The sequence below is a fragment of the Cupriavidus sp. 01L45 genome, from assembly GCF_056399885.1.
Map to the genome: position 1 here is coordinate 66301 of NZ_JBFTSG010000016.1, position 19531 is coordinate 85831.

Consider the following 19531-nt stretch of genomic DNA (forward strand, 5'->3'; position numbering starts at 1 on the left):
CACACTGTGATCCGGCCATGTCACCGGCACTAATTCGGTGTCGGCCTCCGCCCTTCATTGGTGAATCTCATGACAATACGCTTTGCTGCTGAAGCAGCGTCATCGCGGCAGCGATGCGTGCGTTGCGTTGGCGTACCGCCGGACAGAAGGCGATTGCGCCGACAAGGGTCAAGGGCACCATGGGCCGGTTGTCACCATCGCGCGAGCACTTGTGGTCCGCGGCGCCGTCGTCGCTCGCGACGAGCGCCCGGGGAAGTTGGTGTTGCATGGTTGTTTCCTGTTTTGTCCGTCTAGGCATTGGTATTGCGTGTGCCCCACCCTTCACCACTGCCGGGAACACAATACCTCGGCCGAAAGAGAAGGTCTCGTTCGAGACGGGAATAGTGGGCGATGAATACGTCGTTCAGGGTGACATCGGCGGCTTTGCCGAATTGCCGCGAGATTCCCACCATCAGCGGCTGCCTCTGGCGGGACGGATCATCTTCACCTTTCCTTCGCAGCGCGGACGCTCAATGGTGCGTGAGTGTACGATGGGGACGACGCGCTTTGACGACTTTCAGCACCGCTTGGGTATCGCGCGCAACGTGTTGACCGCGCGCTTGAACCGCCTGATCGATAACGGTGTGCTGGTGAAGGTATTGGCCGAAGGCAGCGAGCAGCGTACCGAATATCGGCTGACGAAAAGGGAGATCGCTCTACCCGGTGCTCGTCGCGCTGATGCAATGGGGCGACGAGTGGCGTGGACACGAAACGCCGATACGTATTGTCGAGGACAGCACCGGCCAGCCCCTCGAACGGGTAAGCCTGCGCGTGGGTCCGCGCACACTTGGCTTACGCGACGTGCGTTTCGAGCCCGCCGAGGGCGGCAACTGAGAATACGTCCGAGATCGTCAAGGCACGCAACCGGGCCATCCTCGGCAAGGGGTGAGTGATTGTTGCCACCGCGCGTTCTGCGCGGTGTTTTTCCAATAGCGATCTCATCGAGGCGCGCGCCGCCCCGGTCAGTTGATCGTGACAGGCGGCGCCACGGCGCCGGCTCAGCGCAACGACCGGAACGCGGAACGCAACTCGGAACTGAACAGCTCCGGTTCTTCCCAGGCCGCGAAGTGGCCACCCTTGTCCACGCGGTTGTAGTAGGTCAGGTTCCGATAGGCGCGTTCCACCCAATGCTTTGGCGGCCTGTACACCTCGCCAGGGAAGATGGTCACCGCCACCGGAATGGTGATGGGTCTTGTGCTGGCTTGGGCGGCCCCAGCTTCCCAGTAGATTCGCCCGCTTGAAGCCCCGGTATCGGTCAGCCAGTAGAGCGTGATGTTGTCCAAAATAGCGCCGCGGCTCAACGCTTTCTCAGGGTCACCACGGGTGAATACCCAGTCCGCCTGTTTGTCATAGATCCATGCTGCCAGCCCCACCGGCGAATCGGCCAGGCCATAGCCGATGGTCTGGGGTCGCGTTTGCATGATGCTGGCGTAGCCAAGCCCCTTGTTGAGGAACTCCCTGGTTTGCTCAAACACCTCCCTTTCTTCGGGCGTGAGGTTTGCCGGCGCGGGATCGCCGCTCCTCAGTGCCTTCGCAAGGTCCGGTGGCACGGTCGTGGCGCGCTCGATCCGGTTGACGTGGATGCCAAGCAGTCCCTCCGGCGCCTGGCGGCCGAGTGCGTCGGAAATGATGGCGCCCCAGTCGCCGCCCTGCGAGACGTAGCGCGTATAGCCGAGCCGCTTCATTAGAACGTCCCAGGCGCGCGCAACGCGATCTGGGTTCCAGCCTTTGTCCTTCGGCTTCTGTGAATACCCGAAGCCGGGTATCGACGGAATGACCAGATGGAAGGCATCGTCAGCGGTGCCGCCGTGCGCCGTTGGATTTGTCAGCGGGCCGATGACGTTCAGCAACTCGAAGACCGAACCTGGCCAGCCGTGCGTCATGATGAGCGGCAGCGCGTTCGGATGGGGGGAGCGCACGTGGACGAAATGAATGTCCAGACCGTCGATGTTCATCAGGAACTGCGGATAGGCATTGAGTTTCGCCTCGGCCTTTCGCCAGTCGTAGTCCGTCGCCCAATAGCGCACGAGCCGCTGAAGCGTCGCTAGCTGCACGCCCTGGGAGCGATCGCCAACCGTTTCCGCATCGGGCCAGCGCGTGGCGGCAAGGCGGCGGTGCAGGTCGGCAAGTGCGGCCTGGGGAGCATGGGCGCGGAACGGACGGATCGCGTCCGCCGCGGCGGGGTGCCCACCATCGGCCTGCGCGGCGGCAGACAGAACCGGGGGAAACATAGAGAGCGCTGCCGTCGCCATGCCGCCCAACAGCAAAGTTCGGCGCGTCGGGTCAGAAGCCTGATTCGATGCGTGTGAGTTCACGAGGATGCGTCCTTTTTTGATTGGGTCCTTATTTGGCCGGCACCACTAGCGGCGCCCCCTTCTTGACAATGTAGGTCGCCAGTTCCGATGCCTTGCCACTGCCGACATTCCTCGCCGAGTGTGCGGTGCCTGCCGGGATAAACAGCGAATCGCCCGTCTTGAGCGTGACAGGCGGGTTGTCACCGAGCTGGTACTCCAGCGTCCCCTGCAGGACATGCGCGATCTCTTCGCCCGGATGCAGATGCTTCGGCGCGAACGCACCCGGATCGAAGTCGACGCGTACCTGTACGCCCTCTCGATCCGGCACGCTAAGATCGTGCTGGACGAGATCGGTGCGATGTACCTCCGCCGTTTGCGCTTGAGCCGCGTGCAGCGGCAAACCGGTGGCGACGATGAGCATGGCCGCAGCCATGATTCGGGTCGATTTCATTTGGAATTCCCTTTCCTTGATGAACTGGAGAAGATCCAGTTGCCGGTCAAGGTCGTATTGATGAAGCAACGGTCGTGGCGCGCAATTGGTTTTGCCATGGTTTGATTCAGGCGCGACACACGCCCTATGCACGGGCATGGAATACCTGACACCAAATGCGGCCGCACCTCGAAAATCGTCGTTGCCTTGTCTTGCACGTGCGGATAATGACCAATATTTGGAAGGATCTGGAGATCCAGGTTTGCCCGACTGGCCAGCTCTCCTCCCATGTCCTTCTTGATATAGATACCCTGCTCCCGCCAGATTAAGGCGACGCAATGCTCGTGCAGCCAGCTTCCAGCGCGACAAGCAGTGGTGCTGCGGCACCCGCAGCACCAGAGAACCGAAACCACCGGTACGTCGTGGAATTAACATTCATGCTTCACTCCTTTACTTGACCATCCGCAACTGGAGATCCGATCCGACCTGGAGAGAATCCGTTGCATACGCAGCATTAAAGGATCGAAATGTATCTCTTCTGTGGCGAGCGACAAGCTCTGACGTACCGCTACGTATCCGCGACCGCGCTCAATACATTTCCATACAAAAAACTCGTTGGCGTGCTGCCTAAGTAACGCCGCTGCATATGCCAGCTTCGGCGTGCTCGGCGCAAGTTCCTTTGCGCTCGGTTCGACTTGATTTAACAACGCATCCGCCACTTCGATTTGCCGCCGTTGCCAGTCTTGTCTTGGCCATTGTTGATGGCTACCCGAGCTCGCCGCGTGCAGGCGTAGTCCAGCCGAACGAAAGCACCAGTAGTCAGCTTGCCGCCAACTTGCTCGACAACGCGCGCGAAGGTGACGGCATGCTGCACGGGTATCGCGTCTGAGCACTCATGACGCGCCCAATCTGTATGTACGCGCGGCCAGAGTTGGCTCGCACGTCAAGGAAACCGATCTTCGAAGAGGAAGAACCATGCCCCGCCTACTAGGAAGCGTTAGACAGCATGAGCCATGGGATCTACTTGACACCCGAGGTCGGCGAGGCGTTTGAGCAGGCGACGGATGGTTTTGTTGACGTCGTGACGGTCGAAGTAATCGGGGCCAAGGTCGGCGTACTCAGCGCCATCCCGGAGCACGTGGCAGGCGGCCGTGAGCATGGAAGCAGCCACCGCGAGGAAGGCCTTCTTGACGCCGCGGCGCGCCTTGAGGCGCAGGAACTGGGCATGCAGATAGCTGGTCTTGACCGGCACAGCCGCCCAGCCAGCCGTCACGAGGAAGGTCTTGAGCCAGGTGCCGCTCTTGCGCACTCGGGTGCTGCGCCGCTTGCCAGCACTCTCGTCATTGCGTGGGCATAGGCCTGCCCAGGACACCAGATGGCTGGCATCGGCAAAGCGCGTCATGTCGACGCCGATCTCCGCCAACAGGACCTGAGCGGTCAGGTCGCCAACCCCGGGATCGTGGTCAGCAGGCGGGCGCGCTGTTGGATCGGCGCCAGCGCTTTTCCCACGACGGCGTCGCGCTCGGCCAGCGTGTGCTCCAGTGCGCCAATGACATCCAGGTGCAGTTTCAGCATCGTGCGGTGGTGCTCGGTAATGCGTGCATTCAGCGCCTCGCGCAATTCGGCGTCCTTTTTTCGGGCGTTGCCTTGGGCGAGCGCGGCAAGCCGCTCGGGGTCGACCTCGCCATCGACGATGACTTTGATCATGGCACGGCCGCTGCGCCCGCGCACATCCAAAAGCACACTGCCGCGCTTGAGGTTGGCGTCTTCAAGGACTTTCTGGATGCGCAGACTGTGCTGGGCAATCTCGCGCACGAGTTGCTTGCGGGTGCGCGTGAGATTGCGCACCTCCTGGGTGGCGGCGGGTGGCACAAAGCCCGGGGGTTCCGGCTTCGTCACCGGCCTTGCATTACTGATTAACTGCGCCTTTGATAAGCCTGCCCTGGCGCGAAGCCGAAGCAACTCTTGAATTGCCTCCCAAAATGACTGTGATCGGCAAATCCGGCCTGTAGCGCCACGCGCCCAATTTTTCGCCCGAATGAAGCATGAGTTTGGCTTTTATCATTCGCATGACCAACTGATAGCGATGAGGCGGCAATCCGTATATTTGACTGAACCGGCGACAAAAATGTGCGGGGGACATCGCCGCCCGACGTGCGAGGTCGTCCAGCGAAACTGCCTTGTTCCAATGCGACTCCAGGTGTGGTGCTGGAATGCTATTGCCACCCGCCTGCGTTGCGTGGATTCAAAGTTGAGGCCGTCCAAGAGCGGCATTGCTTGCCGCATCCATTCAAACGCTTTCGCCATGGCCTCGGTGAGCACGTCCTTTGTCGCCATAGCGGGCTCCTGCTGGATTACAGGATGGCCAGTGTAATGCAGGACGGCGGCGGATAACGCCGGCGGGGCGCGATTGCGGCAGGGCTGGCGGTCAGCGATGGCGTGGTGCGCGGCGTGGCCGTCATGGCAACCGGCGCATGGTACACGCCCGACGCCGATGGCGTGGATCGCGCCGGGGCAGCCAATACCCTGACGCTCGATATCGGCACGTCGGATCTGACGCAAGGACGGAACGCGATGAGCTGCCTGGTCGAGGTGTCGCGTGAGCCGTAGCGGGCGGCTACTGGCCGCCCTGCGCAAACATCGGCATGTTCCGCAGGATATGTTCGAGCAGCTTGAGCGCCGCCGCCGGTAACGGCCGCCCGGCCTTGGCCAGCAAGCGCGCCTGGGTGCCCCTGAACAGCGGATGATCGATCGGCACCACCGTGAGCGTTCCGGCAGCGACTTCGCGATACGCGGCGAACTCGCCGCCGATCAGCGTCATGTAGTTTTCGTAGGCAACAAACTGCTTGAGCGCCGTCAGCGAATTGGTGACCAGCGTCGGCCGGATCCTAATGTTCTCCGCGAATTCGAGCATCTTGGCGGCGTGCCCGACGCCGAATGACGCCGGCATCATGGCCAGCGGCCAGGACAAGATGTCCTTGACGCTAGCCGCGCCGCCACGCAATGCCAAGGGATGGTCGGACCGCACCAGCAGGCCGACCGCCTGCGACGAGCTCGCCAGATACTCGATGCGCGGATGTGGCGGCGGATTGAAGGCAAGTCCGATGTGCGCGCGACTCTCGGCCACGGCGTCGAGCACCTGATCCACGCCGAGGATCTCCATGCCGATGTCGAGCAGCGGGTACTGCGCGCAGAACGGCGCCAGCACTTCATTGACCAGCGCATCCACGTACCCCTCGCTCAGGACCAGTTGGACCTGCCCCTGCTGCAGGCCCTTGAGGGCATGGAGCTGGTCCTCGAGCTTCTCCTGATGTGACCGGTAGCCGCGCCAGAACTCAAGCAGATGCGCGGCGGCCTCGGTCGGCCTGACGCCGCGCGCCTGCCGCTCGAACAGTGTCGTGCCAAGTTCATCCTCGAGCAGCCGGATCTGCCGGGTGATCACCGATGGCGATGTGTTGAGATTCTCCGCCGCGCCGCGAATGGTGCCTTGCTCGAGCACTTCGCGGAAGTAGCGCAGCCGCTGCTGATTGATTTCACGCATGTCGAACCATCCACTTGGCCGATGAAAGACTCACACCATAACCGATGCGTTGCCCGGAAGACAACGAAGTGTGGACATGGTTGCTGTTGGCGATTGCCTTTGTCGCTGCCACTATCTGATCCATCAACGCGGTACCCACATAAAAGACATTGGAGACTGGCATGCTGGTGATCCCGAGCGAAAGCGCAGTAGACGGCACCTCAACCCTCTACAACAAGATCAACTGGCGACTTCTGCCGCTCTTGCTGATCTGCTACCTGTTCGCCTACCTCGATCGCGTCAACATCGGCTTTGCAAAGCTTCAGATGCAAGGCGACCTCGGCTTCTCCGATGCCGCATATGGCGTGGGCGCGGGGATCTTCTTTATCGGCTACGTGCTGTTCGAGATACCGAGCAACCTAATGCTGCCGCGCATCGGCGCACGCAAGACCTTCAGCCGCATCCTCGTACTCTGGGGCATCACCTCGGCCTGCATGCTGTTCGTGCGCAACGTGCCGATGTTCTACGCCATGCGTTTCCTGCTCGGCATCTTCGAAGCAGGCTTTGCCCCGGGCATGATCTACTACCTCTCCTGCTGGTACGGCCCGCAGCGCATGGCGCGCGCCATTGCGATCGTGTTCCTTGCCGGCCCGCTCGGCGGCATTGTCGGCGGCCCGGTCTCGGCATGGCTGATCACTGCGCTGTCAGGCACCGGTGACCTGGCCGGCTGGCAATGGATGTTCCTGGTCGAAGGCCTGCCCTGCATCCTGCTCGGCGTGCTCGCCCTGTATTTCGTGCCGAACCGTCCCGCCGACGCCGCCTGGCTGACCGAGCAGGAAAAGCGCCTGCTCGCCAACGAAATCGGATCCAGCGCGGCGCACAATCATTCCTTCCTGGCCGTGGCTCGTGATGCCCGGGTCTACGTGCTGGCCCTGGCGTACTTCTGCATCATCGCCGCGATCTATGCGATCAGCTTCTGGCTGCCGACCTTCATCAAGGCCCAGGGTGTGAACGACACCGTGCAACTCGGCTGGTACTCGGCCCTGCCCTATGTCGCCGCGGCCTTCGGCATGTACTACATGGGCCGCCGCTCGGACCGGGTCGGCGAGCGCCGTTTCCACAGTGCCGTGCCCGCAACTGTCGGCGGATTGCTGCTCGCCGCGTCCATCCTCGTCGACGGCAATCTTGCGGCATCGCTGGTGTTGCTCACGCTCGGTACCTGCGCGCTGTGGATGACCTACACGGTGTTCTGGGCCATGCCTTCCGAATACATCAAGGGCCCGGCGGCAGCAGGCGGCATCGCACTGATCAACACGATCGGGCTATCGGGCGGCTTCTGGGGCCCGGCCATCATCGGATGGACCAAGACCGCCACCGGCAACCTTCACCTCGGTGTGCTGATCCTGGCCGCGCTGCCAATCATCGCCGCACTGATCATCCTCGCCAACAAGCTGCCCGCGAAGCAGTAACAAGGAGTCGTCATGCTTCTACATCTCTCCACCTGGTCCGAAATCGAGCAGTTCCTCAAGCGCAGCCGCACGATTGTCGTGCCGATCGGCTCCAACGAACAGCACGGTCCCACAGGGCTGCTGGGTACGGACTGGCTGTGTCCCGAAATCATTGCGCGTGAATCGGAAAAAACCGCCGATATCCTCGTGGCCCCCACGTTTAACATCGGCATGGCACAGCATCACCTCGGCTTTCCCGGCACCATCTCGCTGCGCCCGTCCACGTTCATCGCCGCGATCGGCGACTGGACCCGCTCGCTGGTGGTGCATGGTTTCGAAAAGATCCTGTTCCTGAACGGCCATGGCGGCAATGTCTCGTCGATCGATGCCGCGTTCTCCGAGCTGTACGCCGAAGCAAGCTTTGCGCGTCGTCGTGCCGGCTTCGCACTGAAGCTCTGCAACTGGTGGGATCTCGAAGGCGTGGGCGAACTGGCACGAGACCAGTTCCCGACCGGCCACGGCGCGCATGCCACGCCTTCGGAAATTGCGATCACGCAGTGGGCCTTCCCCGATTCGATCAAGGCGGCCGACTATGCGCCGCCCATTGCCCCGACCGGCCCGATCCGCGAAGCCCTCGACTTCCGTGCCCGCTTCCCGGACGGACGCATCGGTTCCGATCCAGGCCTGGCAACGCGCGAGAAAGGCCGCGCACTGGTCGAACTGGCCGCGCAGTCCCTCGCGCGCGAACTCGAAGCCTTCGGCCGCGAGCCGATGCCGGACTGAAACCGGTCCGCCGGCGCCACATGTCTCGCGATGACTCCCCGTGGCGCCAGCCATCTTGCCCTCCATCGATAAACATCATGCAATCACACGATATCCACCAAAGACTGAAAGCACTCGACATCGAGCTGTCCCCCGCAGGCGCGCCGGCTGCCGCGTACGTAATGAGCGCGCAGAGCGGCAACCTTGTCTACCTATCCGGCCACATTGCGAAGAAGAACGGCAACGTGTGGGTTGGCAAGCTCGGCGCCACGATGTCGACGGACGAGGGACGCGCCGCGGCCCGCGCGGTCGCGATCGATCTGCTGTCGACGCTACAGGCCCACACCGGCGATCTGAATCGCGTCAAACGCATCGTCAAGGTCATGAGCCTGGTCAATTCAACGCCCGACTTCACCGAGCAGCATCTGGTCACCAACGGCGCATCGGAACTGTTCGTCGACGTGTTCGGCGATGCCGGCAAGCATGCGCGGTCGGCATTCGGTGTCGCACAGATTCCGCTGGGGGCCTGCGTGGAGATCGAAGTCTGCGTCGAACTGGACTGAGGCTTAAGATCGAACCAAACCGTGCGCACGGACGAACTCTCAAGGTCCGCGCGACAATCTTCAGCGCGGCAACCAGTTGCTCACGCGAAGCGGCACAGGCCAGGCTCTTGAGCGCTTGCCGAATACAGGGCAGCGGCGATAGCTTCGGAGCAGTCGGCTGCCACCTCGTTGGCGACGCTCTAGAAGCTTTGCGGAGTATTGACCCACAGCACCCGGGCATCGACGGAGCCGATATTCCTGTAGCCGTGAGGAAGGTGCGAAAGAAAGAAAAAGGAATCGCCTTTCTTCACAATCGTCTTCTGCTGGTCCACCGTCAACTCGAGCTCCCCTTCCAGCACATAGCCCATTTCTTCACCCTGGTGCTCAAGATAACCCTGAGATGAGGTGCCGACCGGAATATGATGAATATTCGCCTCCAGCAACGTGCACAGCTGATTTGGAAGTAGCGTTTCCAACGCGACGCCATTTCCCGCGCGTTGGTGCTCGGTCCGGAGCGTCTGCCGCTGTCCCTCGCGCATTACCGTGACCACGCCGCCCGCATCCGTCTCTTCCGAGAAAAGCCTGGCAACACTGATTCCCAGATTCACAGCGATCTTGTGAATCATCGGGAGCGAAGGGTGTACTTTGTTATTCTCGACTTTCGAAAGGAAACTTTCGGTACATCCGACCTTTTCTGCCAGTTGGCGCAAACTCAATTTCCGATTAAGTCTGGCATGCTTCAACCGGCCACCAATTACAATTTCCTGATTTTGTCCGGTATTTTCCATAAATTATACAACGATTATATCTGGCTCGGCCAAATGCGAAGTATAACCGCATTCGTGTGCGCATACGCCAAATGATACCCTTGAGTCACAAGTAAAGACAGGATGATTCCTGTTAGTCAAGTTACTTGACTAACAGGAATCAAGTCGGCAAACTGGCTCGCAACACAACAAGGTAAGCAGCCAGATGAACGCCCCCACTCCTTCCTCCTCTCTCACCCAAATCGGTCCTTGCATCAACAGCCAGCGGCTCTGGGAACATGTCTGCGCCATGGCAAGGATCGGCGCCACGGCCAAAGGCGGTGTCAACCGCCAGGCGCTCACCGCGGAAGACACCCAGGGCAAGATGTTGTTGCTCCAATGGGCATCGAGGCGAGGCTATCAGACCTCGATCGACCCGATCGGCAATCTGTTCATCCGCCGTCCCGGAAAGAACCCGGGTCTGAGGCCGGTATTGACGGGTTCACATCTCGATTCCCAACCGACCGGAGGCAGGTTCGACGGTGTCTACGGCGTGCTCGCAGGTTTCGAGGTACTCGAGACGCTAGACGATCACGGTATGGAGACCGAACACCCGATCGAGCTCGTTGTGTGGATGAACGAGGAGGGCTCAAGGTTCCCCCCTCCCACGATGGGTTCCGCCGTTGCGGCCGGCGCGCTGCCGCTGGCCAATGCATTGGCGATCAAGGACGTCAACGGTTTCGATGTGGAAAGCGCACTGAAGGCCCAAATCGCGGAGCTGCCGGTACTGGAGAAGCGCCCGCTTGGCATGAGCGGCTTTGCCTATATCGAAGCCCACATCGAGCAGGGCCCCGTGCTCGAGAACCAGGCATGCGATGTGGGCATTGTCACGGGAATTCAGGGGCTTCATGCCTACGAGATCCAGTTGCTAGGCGCTGAGGCCCACGCGGGCACCACGCCGCTGCGGCATCGCAAAGACGCATTGGTGGCCGCCACCACGCTCATCGGACGCATTCGCGCCGCGATAGACGACCCCGAGGATATCCTGCGCTTCACCGTCGGAAGGCTGGAGGTCTATCCGGGATCGCCTAACACCGTGCCAGGCCGCGTGACATTCAATATCGATTTGCGGCATCCCGACCCCGACTCCCTGCTACGTGCCGGCGAGACGATCCTTCAGCTTTGCTCCGGCGAGATCGAGGGCTGCCCGGTGTCGGTGAAGGTTCTGTTGAGGTCCACGCCGATAACGTTCGACGATCGCGTGGTGGCAACCGTGCGCAACGCTGCCGCCGGTCGGGCAATGAAATTCCTTGACATCGTATCCGGCGCGACTCACGACGCCAAGTACACCGCACACCACATCCCCACCGGCATGATCTTCGTGCCTTGCGAAAAGGGCATCAGCCACAACGAGGCCGAGAACGCGCGCGAAGTCGATGTCGCGGCCGGGGCGCAGGTCCTCTGCGACGCCATGCTGGCGATCATGTCCGAACAACTATAGGCAACCGCCACCGGGAAGTGTCGGTCCACATGAAGCGAAGTTGCCACGCAATGACGCCAGAACCATTTCGACCACACCTCCCGGCGCCGATGCGCGCCGGGGCGACGCTATACACACCAACCAAAGGAGAGGTCTATGTCTCAGAAAGACCAAATTTCATGGCGCGGGACGGACGGTGCGTCCCTCTATCGAAAGGTAGATCTACGCCTGCTGCCACTGCTGTTCATTGGCTTCATGTTCGCCTATCTGGACAGAGTCAACGTAGGCTTTGCAAAGCTTCAGATGCAGAGCGACCTCGGCTTCTCCGACGCCGCCTACGGCATCGGGGCCGGAATATTTTTCGTGGGCTATGTCCTGTTCGAGGTGCCAAGCAATCTCTTGCTGCCCAGGGTTGGCGCCCGGCTTACCTTTAGCCGCATCATGGTGCTCTGGGGTATTACCTCGATGTGTATGGTGTTCGTCAATAGCGTCCCGGTGTTCTACGCCCTGCGCTTTCTGCTGGGCGTCTTCGAAGCCGGCTTCGCGCCGGGCGTCCTGTTCTACCTGTCGCGCTGGTATGGTCCGAGCCGCATTGCCGGCGCAATTTCGATGGTTTGGCTTGCGGGCCCTTTCAGCGGAATTGTTGGCGGGCCGCTGTCGGCGTGGATCATGACGGCTTTCGCCGGTACGGCGAACCTCGCCGGATGGCAATGGATGTTTCTCATTGAAGGCGCCCCCACCCTTGTGCTTGGCGTCGCGGCCTACTTCCTGCTTGTCGATGATCCATCCAATGCGAAATGGCTCAACGACGCGGAGAAACGCGCACTGGCCGCGGAAACGAACACGGCTGCGGACCGGCGGCACGAATCGTTCCTCACGGTACTGCGTGATCCCAAGGTGTATATCCTGGCGGCTGCCTATCTGTGCATCATCGCGCCGATCTACGCCTTGAGCTTCTGGCTGCCGACGATCATCAGATCCGCCGGTGTCACCAACACACAGACGCTCGGATGGTATGCGGCCATTCCTTATGTGGCTGCGGCGTTTGCCATCTTCTTCGGTGGCCGTAGCTCCGACAGGCGTCAGGAGCGTCGAATTCACATCGCCGTGCCGGCCGCCATAAGCAGTCTTTGCTTCATTGGCTGGTACCTTGCCGACGGCAATCTCGCAGTGACACTGGTATGCGTTACCGTCGCTACCGGCCTGATGTGGATGGCCAACATCGTCTTCTGGGCCGTTCCGCCCGCGTACATCAAGGGCGACGCACGAGCGGGAGCCATCGCCCTGATCAATACGATTGGCCTGTCTGGCGGCTTCTTCGGCCCAAGCATCATCGGTTGGTCGAAATCCGTGACCGGCAGCATCTACCCTGGGTTCCTGCTGATGGCAGCGCTGTTGCCGATGTGCGCGTTCATCATCCTGTTCCTGCGCCTGAAGCCCAGGGCCGATACCGCGCTTCGCCACGAGTCGCCCATGCCGGCCAGCGTGCATCAAGCGAAGTAAATCTCCTCTGGCCAGTGATCGCGCATGCCAGTAGTCACTCAACTATGAAGCCGCCGGGGAGTGCGATGCGGGACGAACGTCCTCCATTGCCTGCGGTCAGACCAGACAGGCGCGCAGCCCTTGCGATGCGCGCCCTCCCAATGTGTCGCTGAAAGAGAACGTCCAAATGAAGCTCGCCGAATACACCGCCCTTGACGGCATGGGCCTGCATCACCTCATCGCCACGCGAGAAGTGACCGCAATGGAAGTAGCGCAGGCCGCATTGGCTGCCATCAAGGCGGTCAATCCCCAGGTAAACGCTGTGCTCGATTATTGGCCCGAAGAGGTGGAGATACAGTCAGCTGGCATCGTGAGCGCCGATCCGAGACCGCTCGGCGGCGTGCCGTTTCTCCTCAAGGATCTTGGCGTTGCCATGCGGGGACGCAGGAGCGAAATGTGCAGTCGTTTGGCGATGGGCACCGTCGCAAAGGAAGACTCGTACGTGATGACGAGTTTCCGTCAGGCAGGCCTGATCACGCTTGGGCGAACAACCATGCCGGAACTGGCGGTCAGCACGACGACGGAACCCGTGCTGTACGGCCCGACGAGGAACCCCTGGAGTCTGCAACATGGCACGGGCGGATCGAGCGGCGGTGCGGGAGCGGCGGTGGCCGCCGGTATCGTTCCCATTGCGCATGCGACGGACGGAGGCGGATCGATACGGGTGCCGGCCTCCTGCAACGGGCTCTTCGGTCTGAAGCCGACCAGGGGACGCGTGTCGAACGGGCCCTACGTGGACGAAGTATGGAATGGTCTGGGCGTGCATTTTGCCGTGAGCCGAACTGTGCGCGACAGTGCGGCGCTGCTTGATGGCATCCACGGCGGCGGCGTGGGCGAGCCCTACTACATTGCCCCGCCCAAAGCCAGCTATCTGTCGGAGATCCGGCAGCAGCCGGGAAATCTGAAGATCGGGTTCATGATGAATCCATTCAATGCCGCGCGTACCGACACGGGGGTTGCTGATGCCTTGAGCAAGGTGGCCAGGACACTTGAGTCCCTGGGTCATCATGTCCATGAAGTAGCGCCAGATTTGGGTGTGAGCTGGGACGCCTTTGTGCTATGCAATGCGCAAATCTGGGCTGCCAACGCGGCGCTCCGGATCAACGGCATTGCCGCATCCACCGGACGAACGGTGGATGAAAAACACCTCGAACCTGCAACGCTCGCGCTCTATCGATACGGCATTGAGATTGGCGCCGTAGACCTCCTGTCGGCATTGCAGGTCAGGAATACGGTCACACGGGCGCTGGGGCGGTTCTTCGGCGACTACGACATTCTGCTGACACCGACGCTACCCGGACTTCCGCCTCGGATTGGTGAATACAACGGGGTAGAAACATCCGTCGATGGGCTTGGCTGGATCGCGCACGTTTTTAGCCAGTCACCGTTTACCGCGTTATCGAACGTGACCGGAACGCCAGCAATGTCAGTGCCGCTTTCCATCGACCCCCAAACAGGTCTGCCAATCGGGTCGCATTTTATGTCTGGCTTCGGGCGGGAGGACACGCTGTTCCGTCTGGCCGCACAATTGGAAACGGCATGTCCCTGGCGCGGACAGCGGCCACCAGTATGGGCAGGGTCAATCGTCAATGAGAGGACGTAGCAGCTATCCAGTCTGCATCTGGCAGAGTGACTTGCACGCGGGAAATCCGATTCCCGTGTCTGGACAGCACCGGCGAACGGTGGAAGCGATCGGTGAAAGCGATCGGCCTGCGCGTGGGTCCGCGCCCGCTGAGGCTGCGTCACGTGCGTTTCGCACCCGACGAGGGCGCAACGGAACGAACTGCCGCGCTTATCGACGACGCACGACTTGGCAAAGCCGCCGGATCAAACGCGCCCGGCGGCTGGTCGACCTTTACTTGCCATTACTTGCCATCGAACGCGCTACGCACCTCCGCGATGGTCGTCTCCTTGCTTTGCAGGTGTGGATAGTGGCCAATGTTCGGCAGCACTTCGAAATCTAGGTTGGCGCGCTTCGCCAGTTCCTCGCCCATCTCTTTCCGGACATAGATGTCCTGCTCTCCCCAAATCACCTTGACGGGCGTCTTCAGCTTCGCCAGATTTTTTTCGAAATAGTCCTCGTCGCGGGTGAAGTGCGAATAGTAGTGATAGAAGGCATCGGCGGTCGTCAGTGTTCCGTTTGGCCAGCCACGCGCCATGTCAGCCTTCAATTCCGGTGGCACCTCATAGTGCGACGCCGCGGGCAAGCCGCGCGTGAAGGCATTCTGCAGAATCTCGTCGCGCGTCTTGTTGAACGCCGCCCGCACCGCTTCCGCCGACTTCGGCTCCTTCAGGCCTTGCAGTCGCTCCTGCATATATTGCGGTCGGTTGAACGGCGCGAAGTCGCCAACGATGATGCGCTTCGCAATCGCGGGATCGTCGATGGCCGAGAGCAAGGCGGGCAACGCGCCAATGTCGGTCGCATAGATCACCAGATTCTGTTTGTCGATCCCAGCCTGTTCGATGTAGTCTTTCAGCACCTTGGCGTAATCACGCGGCGCATAGGAGAACTTGTCCGCGGAAGGCCGCGACGAATCGCCGTAACCCGGCCAGTCAAAGGCATGGATCTCGTAGTCCTTGCTCAACTCCGTAGAAATATCTTTCCAAGCGTAGATCGTCTCCGGGAATCCATGCAGGAACAGCACGGTGCCCTTCGGCGTGGTGTTGTGCACAACCAGGCGCCTGACCTTCATATCGGGATTGATCTGCAAATACCCGATCTCGGGCTCCGCTTTCGTCGTATGCCCGATGCTCGCGCAACCGGCCATCAGTGCCACTGCGACGGCGCCGATGGCGCCAACGGCGCCTGCGGCAAGCAGTCGGCGCTTTTTGGATTGGTTCATCATGTCTTTCACCTCGTTGATCTTAAGAAATACAAGAGCGCTCTCGTTGTATATGCAACATTTAAGGTCAGGCATGTATCTGCCCTGTGGCGGGCCGGGCGCAGTTTTGTACGGCCACGTATCCGCTTTCCTTCCCAATACATTCCCATACACGCGGCCACTGGCGGCAGGGGCTTTCATTGCGCAAACTTCGTCTCGCAGGCAGTCATGCTGTCGTTGTAACGAGACCACTCCCTTTCTTCATCGCGTGTCTATTCTGTACTTACGCGTGAATCCAGGTGAATTCGTGCGTCGAGCAACCGCCTGCGACAAAAAGGACAAAACCATGGGCTCCCGATCTCTACTCAAACAACTCTCCTTGGCCACGGCTGGGGTAGCACTCTGCGCAAGTGCTCTCGCGCAGACGCCACCTGCGATACTTCCGCTCAATTCCGAGCCGCCGCCGAAGCTGATCCCCTACTCGCCGCTGCCCGAGCCGTTGGCCCGGGGGGTGGTGATCGTGCAGTTCCGGACCGAGAATTTCCGCGTCATGCCGGTTTTCGGCAAGACGGCCGTCGAACTCTCGCCGCGTATCGGGCACCTGCATGTGACAGTCGATAATGGACCCGCCACCTGGGCCCATACCAGCGAGGACCCTGTCATCGTGGTAGGCCTTGCACCCGGTCCGCACAAGCTGAAGCTCGAGCTGGCCGACCCAAGCCACAAGATCCTCGCCAGCGAAGTCGTCCCGGTCACGGTGCCGGACGTGAAGCGTTGATGCGATGGATTGCCTGATATGAGTCCGGCAGCACGGAAAAAGATGGCCGACACGATGGGCAGCGAGATGCTCCGTAACTGCCTCCTGACGCGCACCCGGCAGATCTCCCGGGTGCTGACCGCCGTCTATGACGATGCGCTGCGGCCAATTGGCATCAATGCACCGCAGTTCACGCTGTTGGTGATGGTGCATGAGCTGGGCCCGATCAGCCGCGCCGACCTCGGGCGGCGCAACCACCATGAGCGCTCGACGCTGACGCGGAACCTGCAACCGCTGCTGGCGCAGGGATGGCTCGTCGAAGGCGCGCCGGAGAAGGATGGCCGCACTCGGCCGCTGACCGTCACCGCGCAGGGAAAGGCATTGCTGCGCAAGGCCGCCCCTGCGTGGTCGACGGCGCAGGCCCAGGCCAGAGCGCTGGTCGGCGAACAAGGCGCCGGCGCCATCATGGGCATCGCCAAGGAGTTGCCGAAACGAGGCGCCTGATCGCGCCGTCTTTTTTTTGCAGTTCATGTTGCATACGCAACACCATCGCGGCGCACGATGCCGCATCCAATTAGAAGGAGATTTGCCATGACCATCGTAGAAGCCGCAGCCGTGCTGAGCAAACCGCGCGCCGCCGCATGAGTATCAGGGGACGCATCTTGAAGACCATCGTTACCCGCATTGCGGCTGGGGCGGCCCTCGCCACCGGCCTGATCCTCGCCCTGCCCGGCACTGCGCTGGCAGCCAATGCACATGCCGGCACAGAAAACGCCCGGCAATGAATTGCCTCGCACACCGATGTGTCCGACACAACGCTCGTGAAGTCGCTGCCCGGATTCCGCAACGCCTATGCCGACGTCAACGGCGTCCGGCTGCACTACGTCATAGGCGGCAAGGGCGAGCCGCTGGTATTGCTGCCAGGCTGGCCGGAGACGTGGTGGACCTTCCACAAGATCATGCCGTCACTGGCGGAGCACTACGTGTTGGGGTCTCTCAGGTCGCCGGTCCGATGGTCTGCAGGAAGTCCACCATCGTCCTGGCGACGAGTTCGGGGCGCTCTTCCTGAACGAAGTGGCCCGTGCCCTCCAGATTCACAGTAGTCAGGTTCGACACCTTCTGTCCAATGACCTTCTTCATCCATCGGTAGGCCGGGCCACCCATCGCCAGAACCGGCATCTCGAGCTTGCCGTAACCTTTGTTGTCTACCACGTCCTGCGTGAAGGCCTGATACCACGCGTTGCTTGCACGAATGGCGTCGGCACTGTTGTACGCGCGCTCATACACGGCTCGGTCCCGCGCGTCGATCGCACCCTCGTCCACCAGGAAGTACTTGAAGAGCCAATCCTGCTCGACCCGGATACGACCGGCGAGCAGCTTCTCCGGCAGCCCTTTGACCTGGTTGAAGGCAAACCACCAGAGATACKGATGGGCGAAGTCGAGCTTGTCGCCGAAGGTGTTGTGCGCGGGTAGAAGCTGGAACGACAACAGGCTCTCGTCCGGGTGCGGCAGCTCCAGCATCACCAGCTTGTCGATGGCCTGGGGATAGTTCGCCGCATACGCGAAGGCCACCGCAGAGCCAATGTCATGACCTGCGACACTGGCCTTGTCATAGCCCAGCGATTTCACCAGCTCGTGAATGTCCCGTGCCATGGTCTTCTTGTCGTAGCCTTCGGCGGGCTTCGACGATGCGCCCATGCCGCGCAAGTCCACGGCGATGACGGTATGATGCTCGGCGAGCGTCGGCATGATCTTGTGGAAGGTCCACCAGGTCTCAGGCCAGCCCGGCAGCAACACGAGCGGCGCGCCCTTGCCGCCGACGACGTAGTGCAGCCGTACACCGTTTACCTCGGCGTAGCCGTTCCTGAATCCCGGCAACGACTTCACCAGCGCCGCATCTGACACGTCGGCAACCTTTGCGGCGGTGGTCTTCTGAACGGCCGCCGCATCCGTGTGAGCTTTGGAGGTCGCCCCTGCGTAACCTGGGGAGGCGGCCACCATGAGAGCAGCAAATGCAGCGGCCGCAGTGCCAATCCTGACAATCGAGTTCAAAGAAATCTCCATGATGTATAGGGCTAGCTGAACGGGCTCAAGCAACTGTGGCGCGCGGATCCTCCGGGCCTTGCTCCGCGCTCGGCACGGCATGCCCAGCGCGTTCGTGAACGTGCGCGGTGGGCGTACGGTCGATCAGGAGACTGAGCAGCTCTGGCCGGTTGTAGTGGCCGGCCGAGTCCATCAAGGCCTTGCGTCGGTCGATCAACGAGAAATCAAGATCGGCGATGACCTCGCCCTCACCCGAGCGGATAGGTTCGCCCAGCAGCATGCCCTCCGGTGTCACGATGGTGGTCAAGCAACCGCCCGAGATCGGACCGATCGCGCAGCCCGTGTCCTTCATGATCCGCGCCTGCTGGTCGGCGTCCAGCCAGGCCGTTGCGTTCACGACGAAGCAGCCGGACTCCAGCGCATGCTGGCGGATATTGATTTCCATCCTTTGGGCAAACCCTTCGCCGAAGGCAGACCCCGGATACATGGCCGAATGGATCTGCTCGCCGTCGGCAATCATCGCGTAGCGCGCGAGCGGGTTGTTGTGCTCAAAACATGCGAGTTGGCCAATGCGGCCGACCTTGCTGTCGACGGCGCGCAGGCCCGACCCGTCGCCCTGGCCCCAGATCATGCGTTCGAAATGCGTGGGCGTGATCTTGCGGCGGCGCTGGATTAAGGTGCCGTCTGCGTCGAAGAGCAGTTGCGTGTTGTAAATGGTGCCGCCGTCACGCTCATTCACGCCGATGGACACCACCATGCGCGCCTTGCGAGCTGCCTCGCCGATTGCGTCGGTGGCGGGGGACGGCACCGTCACGGACTGCTCAAGCAGCCTCAACTGCTCATTTCCGGACAGAAGCTGAATGCCCGTCTGGACCGCGGAAAAATACGGGTAGTAAGGCACCACGGTTTCCGGGAAGGTGGCGAACTGCACCCCCTTCTCACCAAGCTCGTGGATCTTCTGCACGACTTTCTCGACGGTTGCCTCACGGCTGTAGAGGACAGGGCTGATCTGGACTGCGGCGGCTTTGACGACTTTCATTGCAAACTCCTTGACTGATAAAGACGGGCACACAGGCGCCCCTGGTGGTGTTGCATATGCAACTTTG

At 61.2% G+C, this 19531-nt stretch carries 22 protein-coding genes and 2 pseudogenes; 12 read left to right on the forward strand and 12 right to left on the reverse strand.

Translation table 11 applies throughout. The features are described from left to right. Positions 1-67: 67 nt before the first annotated feature. A complete protein-coding gene (locus tag AC1DT6_RS13195) occupies positions 68-268 on the reverse strand; it encodes a hypothetical protein (protein ID WP_441627141.1) in 201 nt (66 codons plus the stop codon). Between the two features lie 262 nt (positions 269-530). Here AC1DT6_RS13195 and AC1DT6_RS13200 point away from each other — a divergent pair. Both AC1DT6_RS13200 and AC1DT6_RS13205 read left to right on the forward strand, forming a co-directional pair. Next, positions 531-626 (forward strand): annotated as a pseudogene (locus tag AC1DT6_RS13200) (winged helix-turn-helix transcriptional regulator); the annotation flags it as partial. A 76-nt stretch (positions 627-702) separates the two neighbouring features. After that, positions 703-873, forward strand: coding sequence for a hypothetical protein (locus AC1DT6_RS13205; RefSeq protein ID WP_441627250.1), 171 nt, complete (start codon positions 703-705; stop codon positions 871-873). Positions 874-1037: 164 nt separating this feature from the next. On the opposite strand, the gene AC1DT6_RS13210 is transcribed toward AC1DT6_RS13205, so the two are convergent. From AC1DT6_RS13210 to AC1DT6_RS13235, 6 genes and pseudogenes are all read right to left on the reverse strand, one after another. Next, positions 1038-2291 (reverse strand): epoxide hydrolase family protein, encoded by a 1254-nt coding sequence (locus AC1DT6_RS13210; protein WP_441627236.1) that lies wholly within the window; start codon positions 2289-2291, stop codon positions 1038-1040. A 91-nt stretch (positions 2292-2382) separates the two neighbouring features. Then, positions 2383-2784, reverse strand: a complete 402-nt coding sequence (locus AC1DT6_RS13215) for a cupin domain-containing protein (protein ID WP_441627143.1) — start codon at positions 2782-2784, stop codon at positions 2383-2385. Continuing rightward, the gene (locus AC1DT6_RS13220) at positions 2781-3176 is read right to left on the reverse strand and encodes a hypothetical protein (RefSeq protein WP_441627145.1); all 396 of its coding nucleotides are present in this window, start codon (positions 3174-3176) and stop codon (positions 2781-2783) included. Before AC1DT6_RS13220 ends, AC1DT6_RS13215 begins: the two co-directional genes overlap by 4 nt. A 584-nt stretch (positions 3177-3760) precedes the next feature. Further along, a pseudogene (locus AC1DT6_RS13225) lies at positions 3761-4638 on the reverse strand (transposase); the annotation flags it as partial. A 34-nt stretch (positions 4639-4672) separates the two neighbouring features. Continuing rightward, positions 4673-4906 carry a helix-turn-helix transcriptional regulator gene (locus tag AC1DT6_RS13230; RefSeq protein WP_441627147.1) on the reverse strand — a complete coding sequence of 78 codons (234 nt, stop codon included), beginning with the start codon at positions 4904-4906 and terminating at the stop codon, positions 4673-4675. After that, positions 4825-5100: a hypothetical protein gene (locus tag AC1DT6_RS13235; protein WP_441627252.1), complete on the reverse strand. Its 276-nt coding sequence runs from the start codon at positions 5098-5100 to the stop codon at positions 4825-4827. The genes AC1DT6_RS13230 and AC1DT6_RS13235 overlap by 82 nt, the downstream gene beginning before the upstream one ends. 72 nt (positions 5101-5172) lie before the next feature. Here AC1DT6_RS13235 and AC1DT6_RS13240 point away from each other — a divergent pair, with 72 nt between their 5' ends. Then, positions 5173-5373, forward strand: coding sequence for a molybdopterin dinucleotide binding domain-containing protein (locus AC1DT6_RS13240; RefSeq protein WP_441627238.1), 201 nt, complete (start codon positions 5173-5175; stop codon positions 5371-5373). A gap of 7 nt (positions 5374-5380) precedes the next feature. Here AC1DT6_RS13240 and AC1DT6_RS13245 read toward each other — a convergent pair whose 3' ends face one another. Continuing rightward, positions 5381-6304, reverse strand: a complete 924-nt coding sequence (locus AC1DT6_RS13245; protein ID WP_441627149.1) for a LysR family transcriptional regulator — start codon at positions 6302-6304, stop codon at positions 5381-5383. Between the two features lie 161 nt (positions 6305-6465). Between AC1DT6_RS13245 and AC1DT6_RS13250 the strand changes: the two genes are divergently transcribed. The 3 genes from AC1DT6_RS13250 to AC1DT6_RS13260 all read left to right on the forward strand — a co-directional run bounded on the left by AC1DT6_RS13250 (position 6466) and on the right by AC1DT6_RS13260 (position 9056). Then, on the forward strand, positions 6466-7752 hold the full coding sequence (locus tag AC1DT6_RS13250) for an MFS transporter (RefSeq protein WP_441627151.1): 1287 nt from the start codon (positions 6466-6468) through the stop codon (positions 7750-7752). 12 nt (positions 7753-7764) lie between these two features. Then, positions 7765-8514: a creatininase family protein gene (locus tag AC1DT6_RS13255; protein WP_441627153.1), complete on the forward strand. Its 750-nt coding sequence runs from the start codon at positions 7765-7767 to the stop codon at positions 8512-8514. A 77-nt stretch (positions 8515-8591) separates the two neighbouring features. After that, positions 8592-9056 (forward strand): RidA family protein, encoded by a 465-nt coding sequence (locus AC1DT6_RS13260; RefSeq protein WP_441627155.1) that lies wholly within the window; start codon positions 8592-8594, stop codon positions 9054-9056. A 179-nt stretch (positions 9057-9235) separates the two neighbouring features. Here the strand turns inward: AC1DT6_RS13260 and AC1DT6_RS13265 are convergent, their stop codons facing one another. Further along, positions 9236-9823: a cupin domain-containing protein gene (locus AC1DT6_RS13265; protein WP_441627157.1), complete on the reverse strand. Its 588-nt coding sequence runs from the start codon at positions 9821-9823 to the stop codon at positions 9236-9238. A 184-nt stretch (positions 9824-10007) separates the two neighbouring features. Between AC1DT6_RS13265 and AC1DT6_RS13270 the strand changes: the two genes are divergently transcribed. The 3 genes from AC1DT6_RS13270 to AC1DT6_RS13280 all read left to right on the forward strand — a co-directional run bounded on the left by AC1DT6_RS13270 (position 10008) and on the right by AC1DT6_RS13280 (position 14406). Further along, positions 10008-11282, forward strand: coding sequence for a M20 family metallo-hydrolase (locus AC1DT6_RS13270; protein WP_441627159.1), 1275 nt, complete (start codon positions 10008-10010; stop codon positions 11280-11282). 135 nt (positions 11283-11417) lie between these two features. Continuing rightward, positions 11418-12764 carry an MFS transporter gene (locus tag AC1DT6_RS13275; protein ID WP_441627161.1) on the forward strand — a complete coding sequence of 449 codons (1347 nt, stop codon included), beginning with the start codon at positions 11418-11420 and terminating at the stop codon, positions 12762-12764. 166 nt (positions 12765-12930) lie between these two features. Next, positions 12931-14406, forward strand: coding sequence for an amidase (locus AC1DT6_RS13280; RefSeq protein ID WP_477114722.1), 1476 nt, complete (start codon positions 12931-12933; stop codon positions 14404-14406). A 262-nt stretch (positions 14407-14668) separates the two neighbouring features. On the opposite strand, the gene AC1DT6_RS13285 is transcribed toward AC1DT6_RS13280, so the two are convergent. Then, entirely contained in the window at positions 14669-15649 is a 981-nt protein-coding gene (locus tag AC1DT6_RS13285; RefSeq protein ID WP_441627165.1) for an alpha/beta fold hydrolase, read from the reverse strand. A 322-nt stretch (positions 15650-15971) separates the two neighbouring features. On the opposite strand from AC1DT6_RS13285, the gene AC1DT6_RS13290 reads away from it, so the two are divergent. The 3 genes from AC1DT6_RS13290 to AC1DT6_RS13300 all read left to right on the forward strand — a co-directional run bounded on the left by AC1DT6_RS13290 (position 15972) and on the right by AC1DT6_RS13300 (position 17167). After that, the gene (locus tag AC1DT6_RS13290) at positions 15972-16403 is read left to right on the forward strand and encodes a DUF6130 family protein (protein ID WP_441627240.1); all 432 of its coding nucleotides are present in this window, start codon (positions 15972-15974) and stop codon (positions 16401-16403) included. A gap of 42 nt (positions 16404-16445) precedes the next feature. Continuing rightward, positions 16446-16886, forward strand: a complete 441-nt coding sequence (locus AC1DT6_RS13295) for a MarR family winged helix-turn-helix transcriptional regulator (RefSeq protein ID WP_441627167.1) — start codon at positions 16446-16448, stop codon at positions 16884-16886. 158 nt (positions 16887-17044) lie between these two features. After that, complete coding sequence (locus tag AC1DT6_RS13300; protein WP_441627169.1) at positions 17045-17167, forward strand: hypothetical protein; 123 nt, start codon at positions 17045-17047, stop codon at positions 17165-17167. A 211-nt stretch (positions 17168-17378) separates the two neighbouring features. On the opposite strand, the gene AC1DT6_RS13305 is transcribed toward AC1DT6_RS13300, so the two are convergent. Both AC1DT6_RS13305 and AC1DT6_RS13310 read right to left on the reverse strand, forming a co-directional pair. After that, on the reverse strand, positions 17379-18434 hold the full coding sequence (locus tag AC1DT6_RS13305) for an alpha/beta fold hydrolase (RefSeq protein WP_477114723.1): 1056 nt from the start codon (positions 18432-18434) through the stop codon (positions 17379-17381). Positions 18435-18471: 37 nt separating this feature from the next. Continuing rightward, a complete protein-coding gene (locus AC1DT6_RS13310; protein ID WP_441627173.1) occupies positions 18472-19464 on the reverse strand; it encodes a carbon-nitrogen hydrolase family protein in 993 nt (330 codons plus the stop codon). Between the last annotated feature and the right edge of the window lie 67 nt (positions 19465-19531).